The organism is Rhizohabitans arisaemae (assembly GCF_025996515.1).
Lineage (GTDB): Bacteria > Actinomycetota > Actinomycetes > Streptosporangiales > Streptosporangiaceae > Rhizohabitans > Rhizohabitans arisaemae.
In genome coordinates this window covers 253,411-268,354 of the sequence record NZ_BLRH01000009.1, presented here as the reverse complement: position 1 = coordinate 268,354, position 14,944 = coordinate 253,411, and the positions used below count along the sequence as shown (strand labels likewise).

At 68.1% G+C, this 14,944-nt stretch carries 11 protein-coding genes; 4 read left to right on the top strand and 7 right to left on the bottom strand.

What is annotated here, in order from left to right; all coding sequences use genetic code 11:
- Nucleotides 1–53: 53 nt before the first annotated feature.
- The 5 genes from RUR_RS02175 to RUR_RS02155 all read right to left on the bottom strand — a co-directional run bounded on the left by RUR_RS02175 (nt 54) and on the right by RUR_RS02155 (nt 5,531).
- Nucleotides 54–1,445, bottom strand: coding sequence for a phenylacetate--CoA ligase family protein (locus tag RUR_RS02175; RefSeq protein ID WP_283133132.1), 1,392 nt, complete (start codon nt 1,443–1,445; stop codon nt 54–56).
- The gene (glgC, locus tag RUR_RS02170) at nt 1,442–2,674 is read right to left on the bottom strand and encodes a glucose-1-phosphate adenylyltransferase (protein WP_283133131.1); all 1,233 of its coding nucleotides are present in this window, start codon (nt 2,672–2,674) and stop codon (nt 1,442–1,444) included. Before glgC ends, RUR_RS02175 begins: the two co-directional genes overlap by 4 nt.
- Before the next feature lie 53 nt (nt 2,675–2,727).
- The gene (locus RUR_RS02165) at nt 2,728–3,771 is read right to left on the bottom strand and encodes a DNA polymerase domain-containing protein (protein WP_283133130.1); all 1,044 of its coding nucleotides are present in this window, start codon (nt 3,769–3,771) and stop codon (nt 2,728–2,730) included.
- Between the two features lie 193 nt (nt 3,772–3,964).
- Nucleotides 3,965–4,936 (bottom strand): aldo/keto reductase, encoded by a 972-nt coding sequence (locus RUR_RS02160; protein WP_283133129.1) that lies wholly within the window; start codon nt 4,934–4,936, stop codon nt 3,965–3,967.
- A 148-nt stretch (nt 4,937–5,084) separates the two neighbouring features.
- Nucleotides 5,085–5,531 carry a hypothetical protein gene (locus tag RUR_RS02155; RefSeq protein WP_283133128.1) on the bottom strand — a complete coding sequence of 149 codons (447 nt, stop codon included), beginning with the start codon at nt 5,529–5,531 and terminating at the stop codon, nt 5,085–5,087.
- A gap of 1,168 nt (nt 5,532–6,699) precedes the next feature.
- Between RUR_RS02155 and RUR_RS02150 the strand changes: the two genes are divergently transcribed.
- Nucleotides 6,700–9,252 (top strand): HNH endonuclease signature motif containing protein, encoded by a 2,553-nt coding sequence (locus RUR_RS02150; RefSeq protein WP_283133127.1) that lies wholly within the window; start codon nt 6,700–6,702, stop codon nt 9,250–9,252.
- A gap of 840 nt (nt 9,253–10,092) precedes the next feature.
- On the top strand, nt 10,093–10,584 hold the full coding sequence (locus RUR_RS02145) for a TIGR02611 family protein (RefSeq protein ID WP_283133126.1): 492 nt from the start codon (nt 10,093–10,095) through the stop codon (nt 10,582–10,584).
- Nucleotides 10,585–10,647: 63 nt separating this feature from the next.
- Here RUR_RS02145 and RUR_RS02140 read toward each other — a convergent pair whose 3' ends face one another.
- A complete protein-coding gene (locus tag RUR_RS02140; protein WP_283133125.1) occupies nt 10,648–11,280 on the bottom strand; it encodes a hemerythrin domain-containing protein in 633 nt (210 codons plus the stop codon).
- A 241-nt stretch (nt 11,281–11,521) separates the two neighbouring features.
- On the opposite strand from RUR_RS02140, the gene RUR_RS02135 reads away from it, so the two are divergent.
- Both RUR_RS02135 and RUR_RS02130 read left to right on the top strand, forming a co-directional pair.
- Nucleotides 11,522–11,695 (top strand): hypothetical protein, encoded by a 174-nt coding sequence (locus tag RUR_RS02135; protein WP_283133124.1) that lies wholly within the window; start codon nt 11,522–11,524, stop codon nt 11,693–11,695.
- Nucleotides 11,692–12,336, top strand: coding sequence for a DsbA family oxidoreductase (locus RUR_RS02130; protein WP_283133123.1), 645 nt, complete (start codon nt 11,692–11,694; stop codon nt 12,334–12,336). The genes RUR_RS02135 and RUR_RS02130 overlap by 4 nt, the downstream gene beginning before the upstream one ends.
- Before the next feature lie 667 nt (nt 12,337–13,003).
- Here the strand turns inward: RUR_RS02130 and RUR_RS02125 are convergent.
- Entirely contained in the window at nt 13,004–14,806 is a 1,803-nt protein-coding gene (locus tag RUR_RS02125; protein WP_283133122.1) for a hypothetical protein, read from the bottom strand.
- Nucleotides 14,807–14,944: the final 138 nt, after the last annotated feature.

The following is a 14,944-nucleotide window of genomic DNA, read 5'->3' as shown; positions in this document are numbered from 1 at the left end:
CATCACCTACGACTCTAGCGGATTCGGCGGCCCTCTTGAGCCGGATCGGCGGCTCAGCCCCGGGTGTAGCGGTGTTTGACCCCCGGCGGGAAGTGGGCGGGGTCGCCGTGCGGGCGGAGTTCCACCTCGGGCCCCTGGTAGGGCTCGGGGACGTAGTGGGCGAACTCGCTGTTGAGCCGGAGCAGGTGGGTGAGGATCGAGGATCGGACGGTGCGGTGGAGTTCGTCGGTGCCGGCGACGCCGGGGGCGAGTTCCACGGTGACCGCAAGGCGCCGGTTCCGGTCGGCGTCCTCGACGACCTCCAGGACGAATTTGCCGGTCACCGAGGCGCTGACCCCGGGTTGTTCCAGCCCCACGGTGACGTTCTCCGGGTAGACGTTCGCCCCGAAGTAGGAGATCGCGAAGTGGGTCCGCCCGAAGACGTAGACGAACGGGAGCTCGGGCCCCGGGAGCGGGTCGAACCCGTGTTCGGCGAGGGTGGCGAGCAACGCGTCGTGCTCCAGGATTCCGCCCTCGTCGGCGATGTGGTACCGGATCAGCGGGATCCCGTTGTCGCCGGAGAAGAGCAGGGTGCCTTCGGGGGTCGTCTCGAAGAAGCGCTGCCGCGGGTCGTACTGGACCAGGGTGGGCAGCCGGGATCCGCCGAAGATCTGCCGGGCGAGTTCGGGGCGTGCGGCGAGGAACCTCCGGATGGCGATGGAGCCGGGGGTCTCGTTGCCGAGGACTCCCGCGTCGGCGGTGCCGTACAGCGAGGCGGTGCCCCGGCTCAGGTCGACGATGCCCGCGCGGTCCCCGACCAGGGTGCGCCACTCTTCGCTGAAGACCTCGCCCGCGGTGACGAGTTTGAGCTGGTACTCGGACCAGGGGACGCCGTCGGCGATTCCGGTGTCGATCACGTCCTTGAGGAACGGGGGATAGCCGAGGAGCACCACCTGGTCGAAGTGCGGGGCCAGGTCGGGGATGACGCGGAGGATCTCCCGTTTGTCGTTTCCCGGTGCCACCACGGTGATCGGGAAACCGCGGGCGGCCAGGTGCCGGCAGCAGGCCGCCGTGTACAGGCCGCCCACCCAGGTGCCGAGGGCGAAGCAGACCACGGCGAGGGTACGGCGTTCGCGGGCCCCGAAGGCCTCGAAGACCTGGGCGAAGCGCTCGGTGATCCCCTGCTCGTCGTAGGACGCGCGTGGCCAGAAGGACGGCTGCCCGGTGGAGCCCGAGGACACGGCGATCATGTCGCAGGCGGTCAGATCCCCGTACCGGCAGAGCTCGGGGAGGGGATAGCGCCGGGTGTAGCCCGCTTTGTCGGTCAGTGGCAGCCGTACAAAATCCTCATAAGTCCGGATACTGCTGGGCGTGACCCCGTGGGAAGAGAGGAAGTCGCCGTACGCCGGGACCGTCGCGGCGACGCGGTGGAAGAGATCGACCACCGCCTCCCTCGGCCCGGTCACAGCGGGACGATCCGATCGTTCTTCCCGATGACGATCACACCGCCCTCGGTGACCGTGAACCGCCGCCGGTCCTGCTCGGGGTCGATGCCGATCCGCTCCCCGTCGGGGATCACCACGTTCTTGTCGATGATCGCCCGCCGGACGATGGCCCGCTCCCCGACCCGCACGTTGTCCATGAGGACGCAGTCCTGCACGAGGGAGCGCGGGTCCAGCCGTACCCCCGGCGACAGGATCGAGCCCTCCGCGGTCGCACCCGCGACGATCACCCCGGGGGAGACCATGGAGTCCAGCGCGTGCCCGATCCGATCGGGCTCGCTGAAGACGAACTTGGCCGGGGGCAGCGACTCGTGCCCCGTGTAGATGGGCCACCGCCGGTTGTACAGGTTGAAGATGGGATGGACTGAGATGAGGTCCATGTTCGCGTCGTAGTAGGCGTCGAGCGTCCCGACGTCCCGCCAGTAGCCGCGGTCCCGTTCGGTCGACCCGGGGACGACGTTGCGAGAGAAGTCGTAGACGGAGGCGTTGCCCGCTTTGACCATCGCGGGGATTAGGTCACCGCCGATATCGTGCTTGCTGTCGGGATTATCGGCGTCCCGTTTGACGGCGTCGATGAGGGCCTGGGTCTCGAAGATGTAGTTGCCCATCGACGCGTAGATCTGACCGGGTGCGTCGGGCAGGCCCACCGCGTCCGCGGGCTTCTCCCGGAATCCGGTCATCCGATCGCCGTCGGCCTCGATCACCCCGAACTGGTCGGCCATCGCCAGCGGCTGGCGGATCGCCGCCACGGTCACCCCAGCGCCGGAGGCAACGTGCGCGTCGACCATCTGGCGCGGGTCCATCCGGTAGATGTGGTCCGCGCCGAACACCAGGACGTGGTCGGGGTTCTCGTCGTAGATGAGGTTGAGGTTCTGCCGGATGGCGTCCGCCGATCCGGAGAACCAGTGCGGGCCGAGCCGCTGCTGGGCCGGGACCGGGGTCACGTAGTTGCCGAGGAGGGCCGACATCCGCCAGGTGCTGGAGATGTGCCGGTCCAGGCTGTGGTTCTTGTACTGCGTCAGCACGACGACTCGGAGATAGCCGCCGTTGGCGAGATTGGAGAGGACGAAATCAATCAGCCGATACATTCCGCCGAACGGGACGGCGGGTTTCGCTCGATCGGCGGTCAAGGGCATAAGCCGCTTTCCCTCACCGCCGGCCAGCACCATCGCAAGCACTCGGGGCGTCGCCATGATCCGAGAATATACGCGTTCCGTTTGCCGAGCCGATCGGCGGCATGGGCGGTTTAGTTCCTCTTGGCCTTACTCGGCTGAACCCGCTTGGGTTCGCCTGGCATCTTTGGATATTCAGGCGGATATGGTTTATCGCCGTCTCCTTGGCGTTCGTCGCGATCGGCCCACTCCAGCAGCACGTCGATGGAGTACGGCGACGCGGCCATCCCCGCGTGGGGGTCGCCGAGTTCGGCGAAACGCGCGGGCATCGTCGTGACGTCGAAGTCCCGGGGCGTCACCGCGGGGAGCTCGTCCCAGGTGATCGGGGCCGACACCGTGGCATGCGGATTGGGGCGGATCGAGTACGCCGAGGCGATCGTGCGGTCCCGCGCCATCTGGTTGTAGTCCACGAACACCTTCTCCCCGCGCTCCTCCTTCCACCAGTTGACGGTGACGCGGTCCGGCATCCGGCGCTCCAGCTCCCGGGCCAGCGCGATCAAGCCGCGGCGCACCTCCGTGAACGTCCACCGGGGTTCGATCGCCACATAGACGTGCACCCCGCGCCCGCCCGAGGTCTTGGGGTACCCGGTCCAGCCCAGCTCGTCCAGGAGCCCGCGCAGCTCACCGGCGACGGCGACCGCGTCGGAGAAATCGGTGCCCGGTTGCGGGTCGAGGTCGATCCGCAGCTCGTCGGGATGGTCGACGTTTCCCCGGCGGACCGGCCAGGGGTGAAACGTCAGCGTGCCCAGATTGGCCGCCCAGGCGAAGACCGCCTCCTCGGTCGGACAGACCTCGTCGGCGTGCCGCCCGCTCGGGAAGCTGATCCGGGCGGTCTCGATCCAGTCCGGGGCGCCGCGCGGGATCCGTTTCTGATAGAAGGCGTCGCCCCGGTTGTCCTGACGGGTGGAGAGCTTCGCCCCTTCGAACACCCCGGACGGCCACCGTTCCAGGGTCGTCGGGCGTTCTCCCGCGGCGCGGAGCAGCCCGGTGCCGACCGTGACGAAGTAGCCGACGACGTCCAGCTTGGTCAGGCCGCGCTGCGGAAAATACAGCCTGTCGGGGTTGGAAACACGGATGAGCCGCTCCCCGACCTGTATCTCCTCGTATTTCGTGGCCATGCCCGCAGAATACGGTCGGCCCTCCGGGGATTCATGAACCGCGGAGGGTGATCTCGCAGGTCACATCGCTCCATTCCCCGACACGGGCCGATTTCCGGGTTCCGAAGCGATGCTCCCCACGATTATCGGCGCTTCTCCGCAAAACCCCCTTGCTGCCTACAGAATGCGAAATTTCGTGGCATGGGGGTAAATATCAGTGTTGTACGGCCTGCGGCTGGTACGGCTCCTCCAGGAAAGCGATCTCCTCCGGCGAAAGGGAGAGCGAGACCGCGGCGACCGCGTCCTCCAGATGCCGTACCTTCGTGGCGCCGACGATCGGCCCGACGACCCCCGGCCTGTGCAGCAGCCAGGCCAGCGCCACCTGGGCCGCGGGCACCTTGCGCTCCTCGGCGGTCCGGGCCACCCGGTCCAGGATCTCCTTGTCCGCCGGGCCGCCGTACAACTGCTCGATCCGGAAGTCCGAGCCGGTCCGGGTGGTCGTCCCCGGCGCGGCGGCCCGGGCCAGCAGCCCTCGGGCGAGCGGGCTCCACGGGATCAACCCCACCCCCTGGTCCCGGCAGAGCGGGTTCATCTCCCGCTCCTCCTCCCGGTAGAGCAGGTTGTAGTGGTTCTGCATGGAGACGAACCTCGTCCAGCCGTTCCGCTCGGCGACATGCTGGGCCTTGGCGAACTGCCAGGCGAACATGGTGGAGGCACCCAGGTACCGGACCTTGCCGGCCTTGACCACCTCGTGCAGGGCCTCCATGGTCTCCTCGATCGGGGTGCTCTCGTCCCACCGGTGGATCTGGTACAGATCCACGTAGTCGGTGCCGAGGCGCTTGAGCGAGGCGTCGATCGCCGCGTGGACGTGCTTGCGGTTGAGCCCGCCGGCGTTCATGCCCGCCCCGAGCGGGAAAAAGAGCTTTGTGGCCAGGACGTAGTCCTCCCGGTCGGCGAAGACCTTGGAGAGCAGCCGCCCGGTCACCTCCTCACTCGCCCCCAGCGAGTAGATGTTGGCGGTGTCGAAGAAGGTCACCCCCGCCTCGGCGGCCTTCCGGACGATCGGCTCCGCGCCCTCCTCGTCCAGGACCCACTCACCCCATTTGGCGGGGTCGCCGTAGCTCATCATGCCCAGACAGATCCGTGAGACCTTAAGCCCACTCGATCCGAGCCTGACGTGGTCCATAGAGCCCTCCCGTCATCGCGTATGCCAGGACTCTAGCCACCCTCCGGCCTCTCGGCGGGCCCGATCCAGGAGGGGTTGCCGTCGGCGTCCTCCTGGACTCGCACCGGACAGGTAGATCAACCAGTGGGCGGTAGGGCAACGCATTCCGTCACCCGTCATCCTCCGTTTCCTCTTCCCAAATTGGGAAAACCGCATGCTCCGCGGCCATCCATGATTCGTCTATCACGCCGCCACACAAGGATTCCCCGGTGAGAAGGATGGCAACTTTCCGATGGCCAAGCCAGCCCTGTGTTCCTGGTGGTGTGGCCTGGATCCAGGATTCCACGCTTGCTTCATCCGGATCGAGCAGGCAATCCCATGAGATGTAATTGAAAGATATGTAGTCGCCTTCTTGGCGGAAAAGGGTGGCAGCCGCCGGGCAGAAGTCGCTCCATATCACTGAGAAGCACGGTCCGGTACGGGCCAGTCGTGACAAAAGATCGTCGCTTGGGTATCCCGAGGTGTGCAACATAAGTGACCCGTGCCCGAGATTCCCGATGACGATGGCGGTAAGAAGGTCGTGATCCGTTTCGTCCCAGTAGTCCGGATCGCTCACCTGGTCGACCGTCGCCCGGACTGTAGTCACTGGATCTACGCCATAGACATCCAGGACTTGGCGGGGCGTAGCGTAACTGCACCATGTTATCGCGTCGACTTGATCTAGACCCATGCTTTGCAGCAGCTCATAACGTTGAAGCGAATCAATCATTTTCAGTCCGTTGAGACCTGTTCATGAGCCCGTTGGGGAGAGTCATTGGAAGAATAGTAACGCGGTCAGCGATTTCAGTGCCTGGAGCTCTTCCGACAGTCGGCGGCAGGGAACCGGGAGCGTACTCCGGTTGTTCGGCTGGGATATCGAACGCTCGCTCAATGCGCGAAACGCGTTCACTACTCGGGTGTCCTCGGCATCTACGTCCGACGTAGGACCTTCCCGTCTTGGCTGAGCTGGCGTCGGCGCCCCTGACGTCCCTTGTCGCGGATCCCATGCATGCCGGCGGCTATCGAGGAAAGCCCGGCCTCTTCGTAGGCGATGGCGTCGTGCGGGAGCGCCGGGGACCGGAACGGTCGTCGCCCCAACGCCGGGTTGACCGTGACCGCGCTAGTGAGGCCGGTCTGGCGTTGTTTCCCGCGTACACCCCTTTCATTGACCCCAATTCAGGACGAGTTGGGACGTGTCGTTCGCCAGAGTGCCCCCGCCACCTCGGCGAGCATGGGAACGAAGCGCTTCGGGACCGGCCGGACCAGGTCCCGTTGCGGCTCACCGTCGACTGGGAGACGGCTAAGAGCGCAGCCGCGGCGTCCTGGGTGGCATTTATGCGGGGTGGAAACAGCACAAGGGCCGTTGAGGTCGCAAGGTCGAGCCGACAAGGCCACCATGTTTCACCTTGTCGCAGACCGTCTGGCTCGCCGGCTCCTTCAAGTGGATCGGTGGCGTGCTGGCAAGGCCGGTGGTGAGTGGCAAGCCCGACGGCACGCCGTGTCTCGACTTTGTGGACTGCACGATTTCACGGATGGCATTTTTGTCATGTCCCGGATCTCACGAAACTTGCCGATAGGCCGGTCAAATGTGGATAAGTGGAAGTAGGAAGGCAAGCTCGCATTTCGATCGTAGGGAGGTGCGGTGGAAGTTTCTGCTCTAATTTTCTCGCATACCGGGCATCGGTTGGCGATGTAGTCGAATTCAAATTCGACTGGGCGGGTAATGGGGCGGTAAAATCGCTCTCGTGGACACCGTCGAATTGCCGGCCGGAATCGCCGGGACGCCTCCGGGACCGGAGCTGGCACGCCTGCTGGAGGGCGTGCGCCCGGACCTGCTTGGCGGTTTCGACGTGGTGGTTCTGCTCCAGGCTCTGCACCGGCAGCTCGTCCACGACACCGCCCGGCTGAACGAGGCCCTGGCCGAGACGGGCATCCGGGTTCCCGGCGCCGACCTGACCGCCCAGCGGGGCGAGGTGCTCCACGAGTTCTCCGGGGACGAGACGCGGGCGGCGCTCCGCTGGTCCCGCACTCGCGCCGATGCCCGGGTCGCGCTCGCCTTCGATCTGACCCGGCGTCTGCCCGAGGTGCATCGGGCGATGCTGTGTGGTCTGGTGGACGAGTTCAAGGGGAAGGCGTTCTCGGAGTGGACCGCCGGGCTGACCGACGGGCAGGCCCGCGCCGTGTGCGGGGGGTTGCTGCCCGGAGCGCCGGGGATGACGGTGGGGGAGCTGGTCGAGGCGTTGAAGCGGGCGGCGGTCGCGGTCGACCCGGCCTGGGCGGAGCGCCGCTACCACGAGGCGGTGCGGGGACGCCGGGTGATCGGGTCGCGCAACCCCGACGGGACGGCGAATTTGTCCGCCTGCGATCAGCCGCTGGACGACACCGCGGCGGCGGCTGGGCGGGTCACGGCGCTGGCCCGGTCGGCCAAGCGGGCGGGTGATCCGCGACGGATCGACGTGATCCGGTCGGAGGTCTTCCTGGGGCTGCTGGACGGCCGGTTCGGCGGGCTCGCCGATGACGTGATCGCGGAGCGGCTTGCCGCCGACGGCCGGATCGAGTGGGGTGAGGAACGGCAGGCGGTCCGTGAGTCAACCTTGTCTGAGGTTCAGGGGGCCGGTCATGGGGCTGCGGTGGCCTCGCCTGTGGTGGTGTGTGGGCCCAGTGGGTCGCTGGTTGCGGCGGATCCGTGGGGTCCCGGCAGGGTCGCCGCCGCGAGTGGGGGGTCTTCGCGGGATCCGGTGGCGGGGCATTCGTCGACTGAGCTGTCGGTGATCGCGGCCGGACCGGTGCACGCCGGGATGGTTATAGCGGCAAAGGTGCCCTCGGGGCCCGGGAGAGATGACTCAACGCCTCAGGCTGAGATGGCACTCGGGGTTCTCCGGCCTGGAGCGACTGCGTCGTTGGCGGCGAATCGGTCGAGGAGTTCGCCGGTGGCGATTGGTCGGGAGAGCCTGGGCGATTTGAGCGCCATTACTGGAGCGTCCCAAATGCAGGCGTCCAGGCCACAGCCCGAAAGGAAGCCCCAGCCCGAGCCCGAGCCTGAGCCTGAGCCACAACCTGAGAGACGGCCTGAGCTCCAGCCCCAGCCCCAGCCCCAGCCCCAGCCACAACCTGAGAGACGGCCTGAGCCCCAGCCCGAGCCACAACTCGAGCCCGAGCCACAACCTGAGAGACAGCCTGAGAGACAGTTGGGCGGAGATTCGCCGGTCGCGGCTTTGGCTGCGGCAGGGGTTCCCCGGCCTGAGCTCGGAGCAGACGCGCCTCCCACAACAAGAGAGTCGGCGCACCCGCCGCCCAACGGTGTGTCGGCCGGGCGTCACGCGCCGGGTGAGTTGCGCGCCGAGCTGACGACCCTGGCCGGTCTGGACGAGCGCCCGGCCGAGCTCGCCGGCTGGGGGCCGGTTCACGCCGCGCTGGCCCGCCGGATCGCCGCCGCTCAGTCCCGGGCGGAGTGGCGCTGGGTCCTCACCGATGACGACGGGAACTTTCGGAGCTGCGGGGTGACCCGCGTACGACCGGTTCCCGCCACAGGGCGGGTTCTCACCGGTCCGGCCGGATCGGCTTCCCTGGGTCCCCGGTCTCCGGGTGATGCCCGGCTTACCGCGCAGGAGCCCTATGCGGCCCGGCTCACGGGGTTCCGGACTCCTGCCGTCGCCGGGGGCTTGGTCGAGGTGCAGATCCGTCAGGCCGATCTCGGACTTCTCTCCCGCGACCCGGCGCGTGCCGGGCCGTGGGCGCCGGTGGTGGCCGACATCCTCCGCCAGGCCGGGCGGGACGGGCCCGGCCGGGGAACCGACCCCGGGGCACGGTTTCCCGGTGCGGTCCTGCGCCGCCTGGTGCAGGTGCGCGACCGGCGGTGCACCGGCGTGGGCTGCCGCATGCCGAGCGTCGACTGCGACCTGGACCACGTTCACGACCGGGCGCGGGGCGGGGCGACCACGGCCGGGAACCTGGCCGCCGAGTGCCGTCACGACCACCGGCTGAAGCACCAGGGGGGATGGACGGTGACCCGCACCGCGGGAGCCACCGAGTGGACCAGCTCCCTCGGCCACACCTACACGGTGCCGAACCGTCCGGTCATCGCGCCGGTCCCCGACCCCCTACCCCGTGCCGCCGCCTCTTCAGGGCTCACCACAGACCGGATGGAAGCCTTGTTCTTCCCCGACGCCGACGAAGAACATCCCATCATGATCGGCTTCCGTGCCGACGTAGCCGTTCCAAGGCTCTCGATCCCATCGTTCATCGCCGCTGTCACGGAAACCGTCGCCGTCACGGAAGAGGAAGTTCCCCCGTTCTGAACGGTCACGTCCCGTGGAGGACGGTGTCCCCCAAGTGGTGGGGTGCGAGCCGATGATGACCACCGCGGACGGGTGAACCCGGTGCGGCCCGGCACGACGGTCCGCCGTACGGGACGTATGGGAACACCGGTCTGCGCAAAGACCACCATTCCATGGGACGCGACCCCGTGGAGTGGTGGAACTCGGGAAGAGCGGTGTCCCCGCCCGGGTCGTGAGACGCGCTGTGCGCCGGGCTTGCCTGCGCACGGCAATCGATCGTCATCAACTCGATTCCCACCACTCGATGGGACCCCGTCGGTCACGTCCCAGGGTCTGGTGGGATCCGGAAAGATCGGTGTCCTCGTCCATCTCGCGATGGCGAGCCGTCGTACCAGGCCGGGGTGGGTTTACCCGTAGGCGGTGGCCGACCGCCGCCGATTCGACTCCCACCGCTCGCAGGGACGCCGTCACCCCGTCGCCTTGAAAACCGACCGGAAGCCATTCGCTCCCCGGGTGAAGACCGATGCGAGTATCAGGAGAAGTGCCGATCCAAACGTCTCTGGAGCGCCGTCTACCCGGAGGTACGGAAACAAGGCGGTCCGTCGTGGTGTTCGGTGCGCCCTCAATGGGCCCTGACGGCAACCTTGGGTTGCTTCCTCGGTGGCGTTGCCGAGGATCCGGTCCGGCGACATCGGCCGGCGTCCGGCAACGCGGCGGAGCGGTGTGGTACGCGGAGGCGGCCTTGCCGCCTTACGCTTGGGGGAGCGGAAATTCCCCCACCACTGGAGCGGTCTGGCGTCGCGCCCGTCCGTCGTCGGGGATCTGGAGCACGAGTTGCGGAAATCGGGTAAGGATGGGCGCGTGAGCACGACACCAGGTGTCAACCAGGGGAATCAGGACGGGAAGGGCATGCTCGACCCGTCCGACGGCGACGACCTGCTCGGCGGGCTCGCCGGGAAGCTCGGATTCCGGGAGCGGTTGCGCCGGAATCCCGGGCTGAACATCGCCTACCGGGTCGGCGTCGGTGTGGTCGGCGGCGCTGTGCTGGTGCTGGGGTTTTTCGCGATCCCCTATCCGGGACCTGGCTGGTTGATCGTCTTCGCCGGGCTGGCCATCCTTGCCACCGAGTTCGCCTGGGCCGAGCGGGTGCTCCGTTTCGCCAAGGGCAAGTACGACCGCTGGGTGGCCTGGCTCAGACGCCAGCACCTCGCCGTCCGGCTGCTCGTGATGGGCCTCACCTGCCTGGTCGTGTTGACCACGATCTACATGCTGAACGTGTTCAGCCTGGTGGGCGGCTGGTTCGGCATCCACTGGGAGTGGCTGAAGTCCCCGCTCCCCTTCCTGCGCTCCTGACACCGGGGTTCCCTGATCCGGTACGGCCGCCGCGGCGACCCGCATTGAGGCCGTACCGAACGCTCAGTGGTAGCCGAACCGGGCGAGGGGCTCGATCAGTTCACGTTCCTCGTAGGCGAGGTGGGACAGGAGCGCGTCGGTGAGCAGGTCGATCTCGCGGCGGAGCCGGGGGATGCCGCCGGGTTCGGCCACGAGGGCGACGAGCGCCCGGTCGACCCGCTCCAGGACCGCGGCGATGGCGTGGTGCTCCTCCTCAAGCCGGGTGATCACAGGTTCGAGGTCCGGGTCGTTCTTGATCAGGTGCGGGAAGACGCTCCGATCCTCCAGGGTGTGATGCCCGGTGAGGATTCTGCAGTAGGTGGTGCAATACAGCCCGAGCGTCCAGGTGTTCTGGCGGATCGTCATCGTGCTGATCAAGGAGCGGGCGGCTCCCACCTCGGCGTTGCCGGCGGCGACCTGTTCGATCAGGTCACGCAGCCGGGTCAGCTCCTCGCGGAGCCCGTCGTGGATGTCGACCAGGTGCTGCGCGGGTTCCTGCTCGCGCGGGGTGAAGAGCCGGTCGGGGTCCGGTACGGGCCGGGTGGGCCGTGAGTTCTCGTCCCACAGGCGTTCGGCGCTGAGGCGGGTTCCGTCGTCGGGGGTGGGGGTGACCCGAAGCGGCGTCCCACGCCGCCCCGCCGGATCAGGCGTCGCCATCGCACCTTCTCCTTTTCCGCCGGCACGGACGTTCTGCGTGGGCGGACGCCCATGCCGTCCCGTGTGCCGGACATACATCCATCATTCACGTGGATCACCAAGCTAATCGATAAAACGGAAGGTTCATGACAGAACACTCTCCGTTGGGTGGGACGCCTTTGCGGAGCGGCGGGTAGGACTCCCGGCAGGCTCGCCATGGGCAGGCGAAATATCTGGGTCTCATGTGAAGTTGGGGCTGAACATGGCTGCACGTCCGAACACTGAATCATCCGGACAACCCGGGGGCCCGCTGCTGTTCCTCGGCGGCGAGGCGGACCTCTGCGTGGACGGAGTCTGCGCCGTACCGGACACATGGTCCGTACCGGACAAGCAGAGCGCGACCGGCGGCGAATCGGCGACGGAGGGTGACTCGTGAAGATCGAAATATGGTCGGACATCGTCTGCCCCTGGTGCTACATCGGCAAACGGCGACTGGAGCAGGCCCTGGACCGCTTCGAGCACGCCGCCGAGGTTGAGCTCGAGTGGCGCAGCTTCCAGCTGGACCCGAGCGCGCCCGTCGGCGTCGCCGAACCGGTGCTCCGGATGCTCGCCGAGAAACGGGGGATGGGGGAAACGGCGGCACGCGCCGCGCTGGACCGGGTCACCGCGATCGGCGCCGAGCTGGGCTTGGCCATCGACTTCGACCGGGCCCTGGCCGTCAACACCTTCGACGCGCACCGCCTGCTCCACCTGGCGAAGTCCGCCGGACTGTCGGACGCGGCCTGGGAACGCATGATGAAGGCGTACTTCACCGAGGGCGCCGACCTCTCCGACCGGGGGACCCTGGTCCGGCTGGTGGGCGAGGCGGGCGTGCCGATCGAGGAAGCCGAGCGGGTGCTCGCCGGCGACGATTACCGGGCCGAAGTCCAGGCCGACCTGCGGGCAGCCGTGGAGCTCGGCGCCTCCGGCGTCCCGTTCTTCGTCGTCGAACGCAGGTACGGGATCTCCGGCGCCCAGCCGGTGGAGACCTTCCTCGACGCGCTGCGCCGGGCGCACGCCGACCGAGCCGCGGTCTGACCGGGCCGTTCATCCGGCCGGTCCGGCTGGTCCGGCCGTACGGACGGGTGCGGGAGGGGGATTAGCCCTATTTCGGCGGTTCGCGGGAGGGCGTCCCGGGAGTGCCCTCGGCGAGGGAGCGAAGCCTGGCCAGGTCCATGCCGACCTGTCTCCGCTTGCGGATCTTTCCTCGCACGACGCACGACGACGGTGTCTTCAGGCGGGGATTGCCGACATCGGTTCGGTGGTCTTCCGGAGTCCGCCGGTACGGCCCAAGGACGCCGCAAAAGCCGTATCCGGCCCACGGTCGCCGGGACCCGTGATCGTTGTGGTGTGCGCGCCTTCTGGGGGGCGCACAGCACAACGATCATGCGAGCGGCGGGGTCACAGCTCCCCAGTGCGGGGTGCCATCACGACCGGCCCGGCGCAGCCCGTACGGCATCGGGCTGGTGATCGTTGTGGTGTGCGCGCTTTCTGGGGGGCGTACAGCACAACGATCACGCGAGCGGCGGGGTCACGGCTCCTCGGTGTGGGGTGCCGCCACGATCGGCCCGGCGCAGCCCGTACGACAAGGGAATCCGGCGACTGTCCCTCTCCATCGGTTCAGGGGAGTGTGTCTGCTGTATGCAGGTTCGTTCAGGACGCCGGTGGAGTCGTGCTGCCCGTGCACGCCCGTGCCGGTGAGTGATCAGGGGTCGGGCCAGGGGAAGCCGAGCCGGTAGGCGTCGGCCTCCGCTCCGGCGATCACCGTCGCGTAGTCTCGGGGGTCGACGCCGCGCAGGTGACTCGCGATCCGGACCAGCTGCGCCTCCGGGTCCTCGCCATCCCGAACAGGCACGATCCACTCCAACTGAAGCCAGGGCTCGTCGTCCTCGTCCCCGGGTTCACGGGGGTGCCAGAAGATCACTTCCATTCGGTCCCGGGCGTGGGCACGTGCGCAGACCCCGCCCGGCTCGCAGTTCCAGGGACCGAGCAGGTTCTCGTCCCGAATGAGCCGGTTGAGCCGCCCGGCCAGGGTCCGGGCAGGCCACTCCCAGCGGTCGTCCCGCAGGGCCTCCTCGATCACCATGGCGTACGGCCTCGCGGCGAAGCGGAGTTCCGGGAGGCCGACCTTCTCCCGCGGGTTACGCCAGTCACGCCAGATCACCGTGTCTCCGTCCAGGACGATCGTGACGTAGAGCGCGCCGCAGCACCCTTCATCACAGGCCACGCCGGCCAGCCGGACCTCGCGGGCCTGCGAACGGGCGGGCAACTCACGGAGCAAGGTCTCCGGGGTGCCCGGCACACCGAGCGGGAACGCCTCGGCGATCAACGGTCGATCATCCACCAGCAGCCGGGTCTGCACCTCCCGGTAGGACGCCGGGTCGGGCACCACGACGCCGACCGCAAGGCGGCTGTGGACTCCGGCCTGCGGCCGTACCGGAGTAGAGGTGAGCGCGCGTTCCCTGCCCCACCGGGCCCAATCGGCCCGTCCCCGGGTGAGCGGCTGCGGGGAATGCGACGCCTCCGCGAGCACCGGATCCCAGGAGGGGGAGCTCAACAGGTCCAGGAAACGCGCCAAGGTGGTCGCGCGTTCGCGCTCCGGCCAGTCGAGGCAGGCGAGGCGCCCGGTGCGCAGCTCCTCCGTAAGCGTGATCGCCGTCGCGAGCAGGTCAAGCGACCGTGTGGCGCCGGAGGCCCGCCGGGAGAAGCCGGCCACCGCCCGAGGGAGCTCAGGGTATTGATCCTCCAACGGGTCGTCGGCGAGCGCCGCCAGAAGTACCCCACCCTGTGTGATCACCGGGTCGTCGGCCTCCTGGAGCAGCTCCGCCAGGTCGACCGCGTCGGCGATCTCCTTCGCGAGCATGCGGGCCGGGACCCGGTCGTCGACGGCCCGGCGGAGCAACCACGGGAAGGTGCTCGGGTCACGCAACCGGCATAGGGCTCGGAGAGCCTCGGACCGGCCGCCTATCCGCGAGCGTTCCACCAGCCAGATCAGGGCGTCCGGCGATCCGGGGATCGCCCGCAGAACCTGGACCACGGCAGGCGTGAAACAGCTCAGCAAGCCTAAGACTTTGATCGACGACATGTCCTCCGGACGGGCCGTCCCCGTCAGCAGGAACAGTCCGACCAGCGCCGGAACCCGGTCGGTGGAGTTGCGAACCAGCCACAACCCGGTCGTCCGGGCACGATCGGGGGTCGGCCACGGCGGGTCTGCCGGCCATGCCAGATTGGCGGCGTGCTCCGCGCGGACCAGCAGGTCACGCAGGTCGTCGTGGAGCCGTTCGACCGGCCGGGTACCGTCGGCGAAAAACTCCCGCACCGTGGTGAGGAGAACCGCATGGTCGGCTTCCTCATCGCCGTAGGGGCGGTCCCAATGGTCGGCATCGTCGGGATAGGGGTGGCCACCGCCCGGCAGCGGCAGATCGGGTGCACGCGCATGCAGCCGGGACACGTGGTCGAAGAGGGACATCCGTGGGTCGAGCGCACTGCGCCCGCCGATCGCGCTCACCGTTGAACGGGAGACTCGATTCTCTCAGCCATGCCCGGCATGATCCCATCCCCTCGAACGCCCGGCAACCCGGGTCTGCGTACCTGATCTCGATTCCGGTACGGCCGAAGGCTGGGTCGGCGCGGTAGGTTTGGTCGC